Source organism: Methylobacterium organophilum, assembly GCF_022179465.1.
Taxonomy (GTDB): domain Bacteria; phylum Pseudomonadota; class Alphaproteobacteria; order Rhizobiales; family Beijerinckiaceae; genus Methylobacterium; species Methylobacterium organophilum.
In genome coordinates this window covers 47,351-62,569 of record NZ_BPQV01000004.1, presented here as the reverse complement: position 1 = coordinate 62,569, position 15,219 = coordinate 47,351, and the positions used below count along the sequence as shown (strand labels likewise).

At 72.0% G+C, this 15,219-nt stretch carries 13 protein-coding genes; 3 read left to right on the top strand and 10 right to left on the bottom strand.

The window, feature by feature from the left end:
* Nucleotides 1-254: 254 nt before the first annotated feature.
* A complete protein-coding gene (locus MFF21_RS07775) occupies nt 255-863 on the bottom strand; it encodes a flavin reductase family protein (RefSeq protein WP_238310583.1) in 609 nt (202 codons plus the stop codon).
* A gap of 21 nt (nt 864-884) precedes the next feature.
* Nucleotides 885-1,448 (bottom strand): nitroreductase family protein, encoded by a 564-nt coding sequence (locus MFF21_RS07770; RefSeq protein WP_238310582.1) that lies wholly within the window; start codon nt 1,446-1,448, stop codon nt 885-887.
* 173 nt (nt 1,449-1,621) lie between these two features.
* On the opposite strand from MFF21_RS07770, the gene MFF21_RS07765 reads away from it, so the two are divergent.
* Both MFF21_RS07765 and MFF21_RS07760 read left to right on the top strand, forming a co-directional pair.
* Nucleotides 1,622-2,590, top strand: a complete 969-nt coding sequence (locus MFF21_RS07765; protein WP_238310581.1) for an RgsD C-terminal domain-containing protein — start codon at nt 1,622-1,624, stop codon at nt 2,588-2,590.
* Nucleotides 2,591-2,598: 8 nt separating this feature from the next.
* Complete coding sequence (locus MFF21_RS07760) at nt 2,599-3,006, top strand: hypothetical protein (RefSeq protein ID WP_238310580.1); 408 nt, start codon at nt 2,599-2,601, stop codon at nt 3,004-3,006.
* Here the strand turns inward: MFF21_RS07760 and MFF21_RS07755 are convergent.
* Nucleotides 2,972-3,880: a DMT family transporter gene (locus MFF21_RS07755; protein WP_238310579.1), complete on the bottom strand. Its 909-nt coding sequence runs from the start codon at nt 3,878-3,880 to the stop codon at nt 2,972-2,974. The two genes, MFF21_RS07760 and MFF21_RS07755, sit on opposite strands and share 35 nt — an antisense overlap.
* 26 nt (nt 3,881-3,906) lie before the next feature.
* Nucleotides 3,907-4,032 (bottom strand): hypothetical protein, encoded by a 126-nt coding sequence (locus tag MFF21_RS23965; RefSeq protein ID WP_276518048.1) that lies wholly within the window; start codon nt 4,030-4,032, stop codon nt 3,907-3,909.
* Between the two features lie 123 nt (nt 4,033-4,155).
* Between MFF21_RS23965 and MFF21_RS07750 the strand changes: the two genes are divergently transcribed.
* Nucleotides 4,156-5,640, top strand: a complete 1,485-nt coding sequence (locus MFF21_RS07750) for an aminotransferase-like domain-containing protein (RefSeq protein ID WP_238310578.1) — start codon at nt 4,156-4,158, stop codon at nt 5,638-5,640.
* 16 nt (nt 5,641-5,656) lie between these two features.
* Here the strand turns inward: MFF21_RS07750 and thrS are convergent, their stop codons facing one another.
* The 6 genes from thrS to MFF21_RS07720 all read right to left on the bottom strand — a co-directional run bounded on the left by thrS (nt 5,657) and on the right by MFF21_RS07720 (nt 15,084).
* Nucleotides 5,657-7,684, bottom strand: coding sequence for a threonine--tRNA ligase (thrS, locus tag MFF21_RS07745; RefSeq protein WP_238310577.1), 2,028 nt, complete (start codon nt 7,682-7,684; stop codon nt 5,657-5,659).
* A gap of 177 nt (nt 7,685-7,861) precedes the next feature.
* Nucleotides 7,862-8,968 carry a DUF4167 domain-containing protein gene (locus MFF21_RS07740; RefSeq protein ID WP_238310576.1) on the bottom strand — a complete coding sequence of 369 codons (1,107 nt, stop codon included), beginning with the start codon at nt 8,966-8,968 and terminating at the stop codon, nt 7,862-7,864.
* Nucleotides 8,969-9,398: 430 nt separating this feature from the next.
* Entirely contained in the window at nt 9,399-10,289 is an 891-nt protein-coding gene (gene prmC, locus MFF21_RS07735; protein WP_238310575.1) for a peptide chain release factor N(5)-glutamine methyltransferase, read from the bottom strand.
* A gap of 13 nt (nt 10,290-10,302) precedes the next feature.
* Nucleotides 10,303-11,388, bottom strand: coding sequence for a peptide chain release factor 1 (prfA, locus tag MFF21_RS07730; protein ID WP_238310574.1), 1,086 nt, complete (start codon nt 11,386-11,388; stop codon nt 10,303-10,305).
* A 122-nt stretch (nt 11,389-11,510) separates the two neighbouring features.
* Nucleotides 11,511-13,775 (bottom strand): phosphoenolpyruvate--protein phosphotransferase, encoded by a 2,265-nt coding sequence (ptsP, locus tag MFF21_RS07725; RefSeq protein WP_238310573.1) that lies wholly within the window; start codon nt 13,773-13,775, stop codon nt 11,511-11,513.
* 73 nt (nt 13,776-13,848) lie between these two features.
* The gene (locus MFF21_RS07720; RefSeq protein ID WP_238310572.1) at nt 13,849-15,084 is read right to left on the bottom strand and encodes an aspartate kinase; all 1,236 of its coding nucleotides are present in this window, start codon (nt 15,082-15,084) and stop codon (nt 13,849-13,851) included.
* Nucleotides 15,085-15,219 lie beyond the last annotated feature (135 nt).

The following is a 15,219-nucleotide window of genomic DNA, read 5'->3' as shown; positions in this document are numbered from 1 at the left end:
AACCCGTTCTCGAGATTTCGTGATAGCGTCGGGTCGCGAGATTGGGCCGGCTGTTCAGCTGTGCGAAGAGCGCGCTCGGCAGACGATCCCTCCAGGCCGGACCGACTCTTCGGGCGATAGTCTTGAGATGTCGGAGGTCGCGCCTGGGGCCTCCCCTGCCCGGTGGGGCGCTGCGGCGGGAGCGAGGGCGACGCCTTCTGCGGCCAGGGCCGGAGGGCGCGGACCTTCAGGATCGGCGGGACGCGGGACGTCCGTCAGCTGCCGCCCTTCGGCCGGCGCAGTTCGAAGCGGTTCTCCGGCTCCGTGGTGAAGTAGTCGAAATAGCCCGCCCGCAGGATCGGGCGCATGGCGCCGGTATCGACCCGGCCGTCGACGACGAAGCGGTCGTCGACATAGAGGCTGACCACCTGCCCGATCACCAGGAAGTTTTCCGCCTCGCCGCCGCCCAGGGGCACCAGCGGCACGGTCTGGAGCCATTTGCACTCGATCGCCGCGGGCGATTCCGCCACGCGGGGCGGGCGCACCTTGCGCGAGGGAGCGGGGGTGAGGCCGGCGAAGCCGAATTCGCTGTCGCCGCGGGCCAGGGGCGCGGAGGTGGCGTTCACCTGCGCGCGCAGGTCGTGGGTGGCGAGGCTGCAGACGAACTCGCCCCCCTCCTCCGCGAAGGTCATCGCATCCTTGCGGCCGGCGGAGCCGAAGGCGACCATGTCGGGATCGCCCGCGATGGCGTTGAAGAAGGAATAGGGCGCGAGGTTCACCCGCCCCTGCCGGTCCATGGCGCTGATCCAGCCGATCGGCCGGGGCGCGACGATCGCCTTGAACGGGTTGTGCGGCAGGCTGCGGGTCTCGGGATCGTAGTGCATCGGGCCGCCCTCTTCATGACGTCAGAGCCGGGTGACGATCTCGGCGAGGTCCGGGCGGGGCCGGTCGCTCGGGATCTCCCGCGGATGCCCGATATGGATGAAGCCCGCGATCTTTTCCGAGGGTCCGAGGCCCAGCGCGTCGAGCACCCGCCGGTCATAGGCGAACCACTCGGTGAGCCAGGAGGTGGCATAGCCCGCCGCATTGGCCGCGACGACGAGGTTCATGCAGACCGCGCCCGCCGAGAGCACCTGCTCCCATTCCGGGATCTTCACATGCGGGCCCGCCCGGGAGACCACGGCGACCACCACGGGGGCATGGGCGAGGCGCTTGCGCTCCTGGTCGAGCCGGGCCGGGTCGGCCTGCGGGAAGTCCGCCGCGTGGATCGCCGCCAGCTGCGCGCCGATGCGGTGGCGGGCCTCGCCCTCGATCACGAGGAAGCGCCAGGGGGCGAGCTTGCCGTGGTCGGGCACGCGGGCGGCGATGGCGAGGAGGCCGTCGAGGGTCTCGCGGGAGGGGCCCTCCCCTTCGAGGAGCGGGGGCGGCACCGAGCGGCGGCGGCGGAGCAGGTCGAGGGTCTCGGTCATGAATCACCCGTGCGCGGCGGACGAGGGAGGCGTCCGATGGACGCGGATGCCACGAGATGCGACGATCCGCGATCATGCCCCCGCCTTCGGCCATGCCGCCGCCACGCTCCGGTTGCAAGGCCGGAGCGGCGGCCGTAGGGCCGCAGCGTGCGGCAAGGCGAGGCGCGAGGACCATGACGAGGGCTGTCACCGCCGGGGGCTCGACCGGCCTGCGGGCCGTTCCCTTGGCCGTTTCCTTGGCCGTTCTAGGGCTCGCCGCCGCGGGCCTTCCCGCCGCCGCGCAGCCGCCGGACCCCTTCTCCGGCCAGGTCTCGACGCCGATCGGCCCCGCCCTGCCCACCCCCTCCGTGACGGGGCCAAACCTGCCGCCGACCCCGGCGGAGAACGCCACCGACCTCTACCTCTCCTCGGTCTTCTCCGGCAGCGGCCAGCCGATCCGTTCCGGATTGGCCTGGCGCGTCTTCGAGGATCGCGGCGACGACGGCCGGCCGGCGGTGGTCGCCCGCTCGAACGAGGCGAACCCCACCTTCCACCTGCCCCCCGGCGCCTATCTCGCCACGGTGACCTACGGCTATGCCAGCGCCACCAAGCGCGTCGCCCTCTCCGGCACGCCGGTGAGCGAGCAGCTGCGGGTCAGCGCCGGGGCGCTCAAGCTCTACGGCGCGGTCGGCGACCAGAAGATCCCGCCGGCCCAGATCGCCTTCTCGGTCTTCGTGCCCATCGGCACCAACATGGAGGGCCGGCTCGTGCGCGAGGGCGTGAAGGCGGGCGAGCTGGTGCGCCTGCCGGAGGGCACTTACCACGTCGTCTCCACCTACGGGGAATCGAACGCGATCCAGCGGGCGGATCTCCGGGTCGAGAACGGCAAGGTCACCGACGCGACCCTGAACCACCGCGCCGCCACCGTGACCCTCAAGCTCGTGGCCGCGCCGGGCGCGGAGGCCTTCGCCGGCACCGCCTTCAGCGTGCTGACGCCGGGTGGCGACACCATCCGCGAGGCGATCGGCGCCTTCCCCTCCGTGACGCTGGCGGAGGGCGACTACGTGCTGATCGCCCGCCATGACGGGCAGGTCTATACCCGCGAGTTCAAGGTCGAGAGCGGCATGGACCGGGACATCGAGGTGGTGGCCAAGGGATCATGAGAGCGGTCATGAGAGCGACGGCCAGGGGCCGGCGCGGCGGGCTGGCCCTCCTGCTCCTCCTCGCCGCGGCGCCCGCGTCCCGCGCCCAGAGCGTGACCGACGGCTCCGAGGCGGCGCTCGGCGCCGAGACCGCCGGCGCGGTGCTCGCCCTGATCGGCAGGGCCCTGCCCAGGGGCGAGGCCGGCCGCGTCTCCGGCCTGCGGCGGGGCCGGGCGGGTGCCCTGTGCGGGGCGATCGACCGGCCCAACCGCATGGGCACCTATACGGGCGATCGCGGCTTCGTGGCCGACCTGGCGGCGGGCTTCGCCGGGCTGCTGCCCGAGGGGCCGGAGCTGCGCAACCCGGCGAGCCCCGACCAGTACCGGGCGATGGAGCGCGCCCTCAGCCTCTATCGGGCGAATTGCGTGCAGGGCTGAGCGCGCTCCGCCGTGCCGCGGCGACGCAGGCGACGACGGCGGCCGCCGCGGCGAACATCGCCGGTTCGAGCCGCTCTCCGAGGATCAGGGCGGCCGCGACGAGCCCGAGGAAGGGCTGGAGCAGCTGCAACTGACCGATCGCGGCGATGCCGCCCCGCGCCAGCGCCCGGTACCAGAACACGAAGCCGATCAGCATGCTGAACAGGGCGACATAGGCGAGGCCGAGGAGCGCCGAGGCCGGCGCTTCGGCGGGGGCGGCCGGCCACCACAGCATCATCAGCGGCAGGCTGAGCGGCAGGGACAGCACCAGCGCCCAGGCGATGACCTGCCAGCCGCCGAGGCGCCGGGCCAGCCGCCCGCCCTCGGCATAGCCGAGCCCGCAGACCAGAATGGCCGCGAGCATCAGACCGTCCCCGGCCAGCGACGCGGTGCCGAGGCCGCGGGCCGCGAAGGCCACGGTGACGGCGCTGCCGAGCAGGGAGAACAGCCAGAAGCGCCTTCCCGGCCGCTCGCCCGCGCGCAGGGCCCCGAACAGGGCGGTGGCCAGCGGCAGCAGGCCGACGAAGACCGTGGCATGGGCCGCCCCGACCCGCTGCAGGGCGAGCGCCGTGAGGAAGGGAAAGCCGATCACCACGCCGAGCGCCACGAGGGCGAGCGACGCGAGGTCGCCGGCCCGGGGCCGGCGCCGGTCGGCCGCCGCCAAAGCGAGGCCGGCCGCCAGCCCCGCGAGCGCCGCCCGGGCCGCGGTGAGGAAGAAGGCTTCGAAGCCGCCGAGCGCCAGCCGCGTGGCGACGAGCGAGCCGCTGAAGATCGCGATTCCGGCGAGACCGTCGCGCCAGGGGCCGAGGCCGGTCTCGACGTCGCGGGTCAGCACGGGCGTGGCCGCCGCCAGCCCCCGCATCAGGCGAAGGGCAGGATCAGCGGCAGGGCGAGGCCGAGGCCCGCGGCGACGATCGCCGCGTCGCTGAGGCGGCGGGCGAGCCACCCCGTCCTTCCGTTCCGTTCGATGTGCTCCGTCCTGCGCATGGGTCCGCTCCGTCTCGATGCTGGCCGCATCCTCCCGCGGCGGCGGCTTTCACGACAGGGACGGTTGCAGTACGATTTCGCCGAACTGTCCGGGACGAGAACCAGTACAGTCGGAGCCCCGCCATGGACCAGCCGATCCCGGAGCGCCTGCGGCCGGAGGAGGGCCTCACCCGCGTCGAGGCGGTGATGGCCGCCATCGAGGCCCGCATCAGCGGGCGCGCCCTCTCGCCCGGCGCCAAGCTGCCCTCGATCCGGGGCCTGGCCGAGAGCATGGGCGTCTCGAAATCCACCGTGGTCGAGGCCTATGACCGCCTGCTCGCCCAGGGCAGCATCGTCTCGCGCCCCGGCTCCGGCTTCTATGTGGCGAGCCGGGCGCAGCCGCTCTGCCTCGCCTCGATCGGGCCGCGCCTCGACCGGGAGGTCGATCCGCTCTGGATCGCCCGGCAATCCCTGGAGGCGGGCGCCGCGATGCTGAAGCCCGGCTGCGGCTGGCTGCCCCCGGACTGGATGCCCGACGCGGATCTGCGCCGGGCCCTGCGCCAGGTCGGCCGCGAGCGCGGCTCGGGCCTGACCGATTACGACGCGCCCCAGGGTCTTCCGCCCCTGCGCCAGCACCTGGCGCTGCGCCTGTCCGAGCGGGGCATCCCGGCCCATCCCGACCAGATCGTGCTCACCGATTCGACGACGCAGGCCCTCGACCTGATCGGCCGCTTCCTGCTCGATCCCGGCGACACCGTGCTGGTGGACGATCCCTGCTACTTCAACTTCCACGCCCTGTTGCGGGCGCATCGGGTCAAGGTGGTGGGCGTGCCCTTCGGGGCGGGTGGGCCGGATCTCGCCGCCCTGGAACAGACGCTGGCCGCGCATCGCCCGCGCTTCTACCTGACCAATTCCGGCCTCCATAACCCGACCGGCGCCTCCCTGACCCCGGCGGCGGTCCATCGCGTCCTCAAGCTCGCCGAGGCCCACGACACCCTGATCGTCGAGGACGACGTCTATGCCGATTTCGAGACCGAGCCGGGGCCGCGGCTCGCCGGCTTCGACGGGCTGGAACGGGTGATCCATATCGGCGGCTTCTCGAAGACGCTCTCGGCCGCGGCCCGCATCGGCGTGATCGCCCTGCGGCCGGACTGGGTCGAGCGGCTCGTCGATCTCAAGCTCGCGGTGAGCCTCAGCAGCGGACGGCTCAACGCCGCCCTGATCCACCGCTTCCTCGCCGACGGCCATTACCGGCACCATCTCGACGCGATCCGGGCGCGGCTGGCCGAGGCCCGCGGCCGGGCCGTGGCCCGCCTCACGGAAGCGGGCCTCAGCGTGCCCCTGGTGCCGAAGGCCGGCATGTTCGTCTGGGCGAAGCTGCCGGAGGGGCTCGACGCCGCCGCGATCTCCCGCCGGGCCCTCGCCCGCGGTGTGGTGCTGGCGCCGGGCAACGTGTTCAGCCTGAGCCAGGGCGCGGCCGACCACCTGCGCTTCAACGTGGCCCAATGCGCCGACCCGCGGGTGTTTTCCGAGTTGGAGCGGGCGATGGCGGGGGGAGGCCCGGCTGATCGGAACGGGTCGAGCCGGTCCGCTCCTATCTCCACGCGGGGGATAGGAGACGAAGTCTGATCGACCGAACCCCGCCTCAGGGCGCGGCGTGCTCCCCGTGATGGGAATCGAGCACCGCCTCCTCGGAGGGCACGGCGTCGAGGATCGCCTCCGCCCGGCGCAGATCCGGGGAGGTCGCCTCCTCCACGAAGGCGTCGCGGGCCGCCGTGAGGGACAGGGTCGTGGTCTTCTGGCTGCCGAGGCGGCGGATCGAGACCGTGCGCTCCTCCGCCTCGCGGCGGCCGAGCGCCAGCAGCACCGGCACCTTGGCCAGCGAATGCTCGCGGACCTTGTAATTGATCTTCTCGTTGCGCAGGTCCGCCTCGACCCGCAGGCCGGCGCGTTCCAGCGTGCGCACCACCTCGCGGGCGTAGTCGTCCGCCTCGTGGGTGATGGTGGCGACCACCACCTGGACCGGCGCCAGCCAGAGCGGGAAATGCCCGGCGAAATGCTCGATCAGGATGCCGGTGAAGCGCTCCATCGAGCCGCAGATGGCGCGGTGGACCATCACCGGCGGCTTCTTCTGGCTGTCGGCATCGACATAGAAGGCGCCGAACCGCTCCGGCAGGTTGAAATCGACCTGCGTGGTGCCGCATTGCCAGTCGCGGCCGATGGCGTCGCGCAGCACGTACTCGAATTTCGGGCCGTAGAAGGCGCCCTCGCCGGGATTGATCGCGGTCTTGATGCGTCCGCCGGACTGCTCCTCGATCTGGGCGAGGACGCGGGTCATCACGTCTTCCGCGTGGTCCCACAGGGCGTCCGAGCCGACGCGCTTCTCGGGCCGCGTCGAGAGCTTCACCAGGATCTCGTCGAAGCCGAAATCGCTGTAGGTCGAGAGGATCAGGTCGTTGATCTTCAGGCATTCCTCGGCGAGCTGGTCCTCGGTGCAGAAGATGTGCGCGTCGTCCTGGGTGAAGCCGCGCACCCGCATCAGCCCGTGCATGGCGCCCGACGGCTCGTAGCGGTGGACCGCGCCGAATTCCGCCATGCGCAGAGGAAGATCGCGGTAGGACTTCAGACCATGCTTGAAGATCTGCACGTGGCCCGGGCAGTTCATCGGCTTGAGGGCGAAGACGCGTTTGTCCTCGGCCTCCTCGCCGGCCGACTGGGCCGCGAACATGTTCTCGCGGTACCAGCCCCAATGGCCCGAGGTCTCCCACAGGGCCTTGTCGAGGATCTGCGGCGCATTCACCTCGGCATAGTCGCCCTTCAGGCGCCGGCGCATATAGGCGATCAGGTTCTGGAACACGCTCCAGCCCTTGGCGTGCCAGAAGACGACGCCCGGCCCCTCCTCCTGGAAGTGGAACAGGTCCATCTCCCGGCCGAGCCGGCGGTGGTCGCGGCGCTCGGCCTCCTCCAGGCGGTGGAGATAGGCGTCGAGGTCCTCCTTCGTGGCCCAGGCCGTGCCGTAGATGCGGGTCAGCATCGGGTTGTTGGCATCGCCCCGCCAATAGGCGCCGGCGACCTTCATCAGCTTGAAGGCCGTGCCGACCTTGCCCGTGGAGGTCATGTGCGGGCCGCGGCAGAGGTCGAACCAGTCGCCCTGGCGGTAGATCTTCAGATCCTCGCCCGCGGGAATCGCGTCGACGAGCTCGACCTTGTAGGCCTCGCCCTTGTCGGCGAAGAGCCGGCGCACGTCGTCGCGCGCCCAGACCTCCTTGGTGAAGGGGGCGTCGCGGGCGATGATCTCGCGCATCTTCGCCTCGATCGCCGGGAAGTCCTCCGGCGTGAAGGGCTCGTCCCGGGCGAAGTCGTAATAGAACCCGTTCTCGATCACCGGGCCGATCGTCACCTGCGTGCCGGGCCAGAGCGCCTGCACGGCCTCCGCCAGCACGTGCGCGCAATCGTGGCGGATCAGCTCGAGGGCGCGCGGGTCGTCGCGGCCGAGGAACTCGATGGCCGCGTCCCGGGTGATCGGATCGTCGAGGTCGTGCACCGTGCCGTCGAGGGCCATGGCGACGGTGCGCTTGGCGAGCGACTTGGCGATGCCCTCCACCACGGTCCGGCCGGTCACCCCCGCGTCGTAGCTGCGGGCATTGCCGTCGGGAAAGGTCAGGATGGGCATCGTCGTGCTCCTTGCTCACTCCTGCGAACGAGGCAGGTAAGCGGGTGTCGGGGAGGTTGGCCCGCGCGGGGCGGCGGCGGTTTAGACCGAATCCGCGCGGGAAGGAACGTGTCCCGCGCAAACGAAAGGGCCGCCCCCTCGCGGAGGCGGCCCCGGATTCGCGGGTGAGGGCGCCGGTTACTCGGCGGCGGACGCGTCCGCGGGGGCGTCCGACCCCTCCTCGGCCGCCTTGTAGCGGGTGCGGCGGCGGCGCGGCTTCGGCGCGGGTGCCTCTTCGGCGGCGGCGGGCGGCGCCGCCTCGGGCGCGGCGGCTTCGCGCTTCTCCTCGACGGGGGCCTCCGCGACCGGAGCCGCCGGCTGCGGATTGCGGGTTGCCGTCATCAGGAAGGCCGGCAGGGCGTTGCTGTCCTCGGCCACGGCCGCGACCGGCTCGGGGCGCTTGCGCTCGCGGCGCGCGGGCGCCGGGGCGCCCTCGGCGCGGGCCGGCGCCTCGCTGCGCGGGGCCTCCCGGGGCGCCTCGTTCCGGACGTAGTCGCCGCGGCCGTTCTCGGCGCGGGCGGCCTCGCGCGGCTCGCGGCGCGGCTGGTCCTGCCGCGGGTAGTCCTGGCGATCCTGCCGGTCCTGCCGCTCCGGCCGGCCTTCGCCGCGGTTGTAGTCCTGGCGGTTCTGGTCGCGGCCCTGGTCGCCGCGCTCCCCGCGGAACTCCTGCCGCGGCTGCTCGCCCCGGTTGTAGTCCTGGCGGTAATCCTGGCGCGGGCCGTCGAAGCGCGGGTTGCGCTCGTTCCGGTTCTGGAAGCGGTCGCGGCGGTCGTCCCGCCGGTCGTCGCGGCGCTCCGGCCGGTCCTGTCGATCCTGGCGGCCGTCGTTGCGGGCCTGCCGGTTCTCGAAATCGTGCCGCTCGTAGGGCTGCGGGGCCTGGCCGGGATCGGCGTAGTCGTCGTTGCCGTACTGGCCGTAGCCCTGGCGGCCCTGCTCGCCCTGGCCGTTGCCCTGCATCTCCTCGTCGCCCTCCTCGTCCTCGTCGAAGCCGTGGCGGGCATAGCCCTGCGCGGTCTGCGGACGGTTCTGGTCCTGGGCGCTGGTGATGATGCGGAAATAGTGCTCGCCGTGCTGGAAGTAGTTCTCGGCGGCGACCGGATCGCCGCTCGCCAGCGCGTCGCGGGCGAGTTGGGCGTACTTGTCGGCGATGTGCTGGGCCGTGCCGCGGATCTTCACATCGGGGCCGTTGGATTCGTAGGACCGGGTCAGCGGATTGGGGCCCTTCGGCCGGTTGCGGCCGCGCATCCGTCTATTCTGGTTTGGTCTCATCGGTCTCGAATGACCCTCACTCGTCTCGAGAAGCGTGGTGCAAGGGCGGCCTTCCAGACCGCATCGGCGGCCGGGCGCTCGTCCATCGTCGATCGTTCAGCGGTGTGCGCGACGTCGTTCCATCCGGTCTGCGCCTCGACCCGCTGGTGAAGGGCGGGCGGTCAGGCACGTAGGACTGTCAGGTTCGGAACCAGCGGGCCGGATCGCGGACAATCGCGCTCGAACACCCGACGGCTGAGGAGACCCAACGAACGGGGAGGATCAGCTTTCCTTGACCCTACCGCGACCCGACTTAACGGACCGTTCGCAGTCTGCTGTCCTCTAGTTAGTCGCTGGGCGACCTCGCAACAAGCTTTTTTTCCATTTCCCGAGCGCGAAAGCTGTGCGCTCGGGGCTTTGCCGGGGCTTATCTGGCCGCCGAGGATGGCCGAAGCATGACGACCCGGCGATGCCCGGCGAGGTCGCGCACCACATCGCCCTCCGGCAGGCCGCTCGCCGCGCCGAGCGCCAGCACGGCGTCGGCCTGGTCGTACCCGACCTCGAACAGCACGGCGCCCCCGGGCGCGAGCAGGCCCGGGCGGCGGGCGCAGGCCCCCAGGATGGCGCGGTAGGCGTCGAGCCCGTCCGCGCCCCCGTCGAGGGCGGCCAGGGGATCGTGGCCGCGCACCTCCCAGGACAGCCCGGGAATCGCGCCCGCGGCGATGTAGGGCGGGTTCGAGACGATCAGGTCGAAGGGGCCGGCGACCGGCGCGCACCAATCCCCGCGCAGGAACAGGGCGCGCCCGGCCACGCCGTTGGCGACGGCGTTCCCCCGCGCGGCGCGCAGCGCCCCCTCGGAGCGGTCGAGGCCGAGGCCCATCGCCGCCGGCCGCTCGTGCAGCAGGGCGATCAGGATGCAGCCCGAGCCGGTGCCGAGATCGAGGAGGCGCAGGGGCGCGTCCCGCTCCGGCGCGCAAGCGAGGGCGGCCTCGACCAGCGTCTCGGTGTCGGGCCGGGGCACCAGGGTCTCGGGGGAGAGGGCGAAGGGCAGGCCCCAGAACTCCCAGGCGCCGAGGATGCGGGCCACCGGCTCCCCGGACAGCCGCCGGGCGACGGCGATGGTGAGGGCACGCGCGCCCTCCTCGCCCAGGGGCGCCTCGCCCCGGAGCGCCAGGTCGGTCATGGTCAGGCCGAGGGTGTGGAGCAGGAGGAAGCGGGCATCCGAGCGCGCCTCCCCGATCCCGGCCTCCGCGAACAGGCGCTGGGCGGTGCGCAGGGCGTCCCGGCGCGGCTCTCCGGGGGCGAAATCCGGGCTCATCGCGCCTGGCGGGTCACGCCATTCCCTCCGCGGCCAGCAGCTCCGCCTGATGCTCGGTGACGAGGGCGTCGATCACTTCGTCGAGGGCGGTCCCGGCCATCACCTCCTCGAGCTTGTAGAGGGTCAGGTTGATGCGGTGGTCGGTCACCCGGCCCTGGGGGAAGTTGTAGGTGCGGATGCGCTCCGAGCGGTCGCCGGAGCCGACCTGGGCCCTGCGGTCGGCGGCGCGGACGGAATCCTTGGCGTTGCGCTCGGCGTCGAACAGCTTCGCCCGCAGGAGCGACATGGCCCGGGCGCGGTTCTTGTGCTGGGAGCGCTCCTCCTGGACGAAGACCACGACGCCGCTCGGCACGTGGGTGATGCGGATCGCCGATTCCGTCTTGTTGACGTGCTGGCCGCCAGCACCCTGGGCCCGCATGGTGTCGATCTTCAGGTCGGCCTCGTTGATGACGATGTCGACCTCCTCCGCCTCGGGCAGCACGGCCACGGTGGCGGCGGAGGTGTGGATGCGTCCCTGCGTCTCCGTCTCGGGCACCCGCTGGACGCGATGCGCCCCGCTCTCGAACTTGAGGCGGGAAAAGACGCCCCTCCCCTTCACCTCGGCCACGACCTCGCGGAAGCCGCCGACGGTGCCCTCGCTCTCGGACATCACCTCGACCTTCCAGCCCTTCGACTCGGCGTATTTGGCGTACATCCGGAAGAGGTCGCCGGCGAAGAGGGCGGCCTCGTCGCCGCCGGTGCCGGCGCGGATCTCGAGGATCGCGCTCTTCTCGTCGGCGGCGTCCTTGGGCAGCAGCATCAGCTGCAGGGCGCGGTGGGCCTGCTCCAGGGCGGCCTCGGCCTCGGGCTTCTCGTCGGCGGCGAGCGCCCGCATCTCGGGATCGCCCCCGGCCTCGTCGATCAGCGCCTCGATGCCGGCGAGGTTCTCGGCGGCGGCACGGTAGGCGCGGATCGCCGCGACCACGCCGTCGAGCTCGGCGAGCTCGCGGGACAGGGCGACGACGCTCTCGGAATCGGTGGCGCCCGAGGCGAGGGTGGCGGTGGCGATGTCGTGCCGCGCCAGGATGGCGTCGAGGCGCTCTGGAGGAAGGGGGGTCATCGCCCGGTCGGTACTCGCAACGTGATCGCAGGGGAAGCCGGCCACACCGCGGAGCGGGGCCGCCGGCCTCTCGGCCGCGGGCCGCCTTCACGGGCGCGGGACGGCAAGGGCTTCGAGAACAGCTAGATAGGCACGCCGTTGGCCTTCGCGAAGGCGGTGAGCGCGGGGCGCAGGGAGGCGCCGTCGGTCGCCTTCTTCAACTCCTCGTCGATGACGTCGGCGACGGCCTTGGCCTCGATCGAGAGCACCATGGCCTTCACCGGACCGATCGCGGCCGGCGACATCGAGAGATTGCGGAAGCCGAGCCCGATCAGGGCCATGGCCTCCAGGGGCCGGCCGCCGATCTCGCCGCAGACCGTGACCGGGCAGCCGACCGCGGCGGCGCGCTCGGCGATCAGCCGGAAGGCCCGCATCGCCGCGCCGCAGAGCGGGTCGAAGCGGTCGGCCACGCGCCGGTTCTCCCGGTCGACGGCGAAGAGGAACTGCATCAGGTCGTTGGAGCCGACCGAGAGGAAATCCGCCTCGCGGGCGATCTCGTCGATCTGGAACAGCAGCGAGGGCACCTCGATCATGGCGCCGAGCTGGCAGTCGCTCGGCAGCACGTAGCCGTGGCGGCGCAGATGCGCCTTCTCGCGCTCGACGATCTCCCGGGCCCGGGTGAATTCCTCCACGGTCGCCACCATGGGGAACATGATCTTGAGCGGGCGGCCGGCCGCGGCCTTGAGGAGGGCGCGCAGCTGCACCCGCAGCAGGGCGGGCCGGTCGAGGCCGATGCGGATCGCCCGCCAGCCCAGGGCCGGGTTCTCTTCCTCCAGCGCCGGCATGTAGGGGAGGATCTTGTCGCCGCCGATGTCCAGGGTGCGGATGGTGACCGGCAGGTCCCCAGTCGCGGCGAAAACCTGCTCGTAGAGCGTCTGCTGCTCGGCGGCCGAGGGCATGCGCTCGGCGACCATGAATTGCAGCTCCGTGCGGAACAGGCCGATACCCTCCGCCCCGGTCTCGTGCAGATGGGTCAGGTCGACGAGGAGCCCGGCATTGAGGTTGAGGCCGACCCGCACGCCGTCGCGGGTCTGGGCCGGGACCGAGCGCAGGGCGCGGTACTGCTCCTGCCGCCGGGCGCGCAGGCGCACCATCTCGGCATAGGAGGCCTCGACCTCCGGCGTCGGGCGGACTTGGATCTCCCCGGTCACGCCGTCGACGATGATGGCGTCGCCGGAATCGCAGAGCGCCGTGGCGTTGGCGATCTCCCCCACCGCCGGGATGCCCAGCGCCCGGGCCACGATGGCGATGTGGCTGGTCGGGCCGCCCTCCTCCAGCACCACGCCGCGCAGGCGGGCGCGGTCGTAGTCGAGGAGCGCGGCCGGCCCCATGGAGCGGGCGACCAGGATCGCGTTTTCCGGCATCGCGCCGGCGGCGCCCCCGCCCTCCTGCCCGACGAGGCGGCGCAGCAGGCGGTTGGCGAGGTCGTCGAGGTCGTGCAGGCGGTCGCGCAGATAGGGATCGCTCTGGCGCAGCATGCGGGCGCGGTTGTCCGACTGGACGCGCTCGACCGCGGCCTCGGCGGTCAGGCCCGACTGCACCGCCTCGCGCATCCGGCGCAGCCAGCCCTTGTCGTGGGCGAACATGCGCACGGTTTCGAGCACCTCCCGGGATTCCCCCGAGCCGACGCCGTCGCCGTTCTCCACCAGCGCGTCGATCGCCGAGCGCACCTCCTCGATCGCCGCTTCCAGGCGCTCGACCTCGCGCTCCACGTTCTCGGCGATCAGCGTCTTCACGACGATGCGCGGTTCGTGCAGCACCACGTGGCCGAGCCCGATGCCGTCGGCCAAGGCCACGCCGCGCTGGCTCACCGGGCGCCGCGCCGCCGAGCCGGCGCCGGGGGCCAGCGCCTGCAGCTCGCCCGAGGCGATCATCTCCGAGAGCACCATGGCGGTGGTCTGGAGCGCCTCGATCTCCTCCTCGGAATAGACGCGGTAGGTCTTGTTCTGGACGACGAGCACGCCGAGCGTGTTGCCCGCCCGCAGGAGCGGCACGCCGAGGAAGGCGTGGTAGATCTCCTCGCCCGTCTCCGGCCGGTAGGAGAAGTCCGGGTGCGACTGGGCGTCGGAGAGGGAGAGCGGCTCGGCGGTGCGGGCGATCAGGCCGACGAGGCCCTCATCCGCCCGCATGCGCGTGAGATGCACCGCCTCGCGGTTGAGGCCCTCGGTGGCGAAGAGTTCGAGCGTCTGGTCGTCGCGCAGCACATAGACCGAGCAGACCTCGGCGATCACGTTCGCCGCGATCAGGACGACGATGCGGTCGAGACGCTGCTGCGGGCTGACCGGCTCCGCCATCGCTTCGCGAAGGCGGCGCAGCAGCAGGCGCGGGCCTCCGGGCGCAGCGGGCATCTGTGGTCCATCCGGGACGGCCTACGCAACCCTCGCGTGTACTCAGACGAGGGATGACGTGCGGCGGGAACGGTCAGGCCTGGTCGAGGCCGTATAGCGAGTGGAGCGTGCGAACGGCAAGCTCCGTGTAGGCGGCGTCGATCAGCACGGAGAACTTGATCTCCGAGGTCGTGATCGCGCGGATGTTGATGCCCTTCTGGGCGAGCGCCCGGAAGGCCTTGGCCGCCACGCCCGCATGCGAGCGCATGCCGACGCCGATCGCCGAGACCTTCACCACGTCGGTGGCGCCCTCGATCTGGCCGAACTGGATGATGTCGTGCTGGGCGTCGAGGATGGCGCGGGAGCGCTCGTAATCGGCCGCCGGCACGGTGAAGGTCATGTCCGTGGTCGACTGGTCGCCGGACACGGTCTGGATGATCATGTCGACGTTGATGTTGGCATCCGCCAGCGGGCCGAAGATCGCCGCGGCGATGCCGGGGCTGTCCTTCACGGAGCGGAGCGTGATCTGCGCCTCGTCCTTCGAGAAGGCGATCCCGGTGATGATCTGCTGTTCCACGATTTGATCCTCGTCGCAGATGAGGGTGCCCGGCCGCGCGGCATCGGGGGGATCGAAGGAGGAGCGCACGGTCGTCGGCACCCGGTGGACCATGGCGAGCTCCACGGAGCGGACCTGGAGCACCTTGGCGCCCAGCGAGGCCATCTCCAGCATCTCCTCGAAGGTCACGCGCTCCATGCGCTTTGCCTTCGGCACCACCCGCGGATCCGTGGTGTAGACGCCGTCCACGTCCGTGTAGATGTCGCAGCGCTCCGCGCCGATGGCGGCGGCGATGGCGACGGCGCTCGTGTCCGAGCCGCCGCGACCCAGCGTCGCGATCCGGCCGGTGGGCAGGTGCACGCCCTGGAAGCCGGAGATCACCGCGACCTCGCCCCGGGCGAAGCCCTCGTCGAGATTCTTCGGGTCGATCGCCGCGATGCGGGCCGAGCCGTGGGCGTCGGAGGTCTCGATCGGGATCTGCCAGCCCTGCCAGGAGCGGGCCTTGATGCCGTCCTTCTGCAGGGCGATGGCGAGCAGCCCCGAGGTCACCTGCTCGCCCGAGGCGACGACCGTGTCGTACTCGGCCTCGTCGTAGAGGGCGTTGGCGTCCTTGACCCAGCCGACCAGCTCGTTGGTCTTGCCGGACATGGCCGAGACCACCACCGCCACCTCGTAGCCGGCCGCGACCTCGCGGGCGACGTGGCGCGCCACGTTGCGGATGCGGTCGACGTTCGCGACGGAGGTGCCGCCGAATTTCATCACCAAACGGGGCATGTCGCGTCCGCGTCGCTATCCGTCTCGCACCGTCGAAGGTCGACGCCGCCGGGCCTGTGGGACCGGAATGCAGCGTCTGTACCGGGGAGGTGCCCGGCGGGTACAAGGGCGCCTCGGACGTGTCAATGCGAGGGC

Bases quoted from the DNA above. Each gene is read 5' to 3' on its own strand.
- prmC (WP_238310575.1), bottom strand. From the start codon at position 10,289: ATGAGCCCGGATTTCGCCCCCGGAGAGCCGCGCCGGGACGCCCTGCGC.
- MFF21_RS07760 (WP_238310580.1), top strand. From the start codon at position 2,599: ATGAGAGCGACGGCCAGGGGCCGGCGCGGCGGGCTGGCCCTCCTGCTC.
- MFF21_RS23965 (WP_276518048.1), bottom strand. From the start codon at position 4,032: ATGCGCAGGACGGAGCACATCGAACGGAACGGAAGGACGGGGTGGCTC.
- MFF21_RS07750 (WP_238310578.1), top strand. From the start codon at position 4,156: ATGGACCAGCCGATCCCGGAGCGCCTGCGGCCGGAGGAGGGCCTCACC.
- MFF21_RS07765 (WP_238310581.1), top strand. From the start codon at position 1,622: ATGACGAGGGCTGTCACCGCCGGGGGCTCGACCGGCCTGCGGGCCGTT.
- MFF21_RS07740 (WP_238310576.1), bottom strand. From the start codon at position 8,968: ATGCGCGGCCGCAACCGGCCGAAGGGCCCCAATCCGCTGACCCGGTCC.
- MFF21_RS07720 (WP_238310572.1), bottom strand. From the start codon at position 15,084: ATGCCCCGTTTGGTGATGAAATTCGGCGGCACCTCCGTCGCGAACGTC.
- thrS (WP_238310577.1), bottom strand. From the start codon at position 7,684: ATGCCCATCCTGACCTTTCCCGACGGCAATGCCCGCAGCTACGACGCG.
- MFF21_RS07770 (WP_238310582.1), bottom strand. From the start codon at position 1,448: ATGACCGAGACCCTCGACCTGCTCCGCCGCCGCCGCTCGGTGCCGCCC.
- MFF21_RS07775 (WP_238310583.1), bottom strand. From the start codon at position 863: ATGCACTACGATCCCGAGACCCGCAGCCTGCCGCACAACCCGTTCAAG.
- prfA (WP_238310574.1), bottom strand. From the start codon at position 11,388: ATGACCCCCCTTCCTCCAGAGCGCCTCGACGCCATCCTGGCGCGGCAC.
- ptsP (WP_238310573.1), bottom strand. From the start codon at position 13,775: ATGCCCGCTGCGCCCGGAGGCCCGCGCCTGCTGCTGCGCCGCCTTCGC.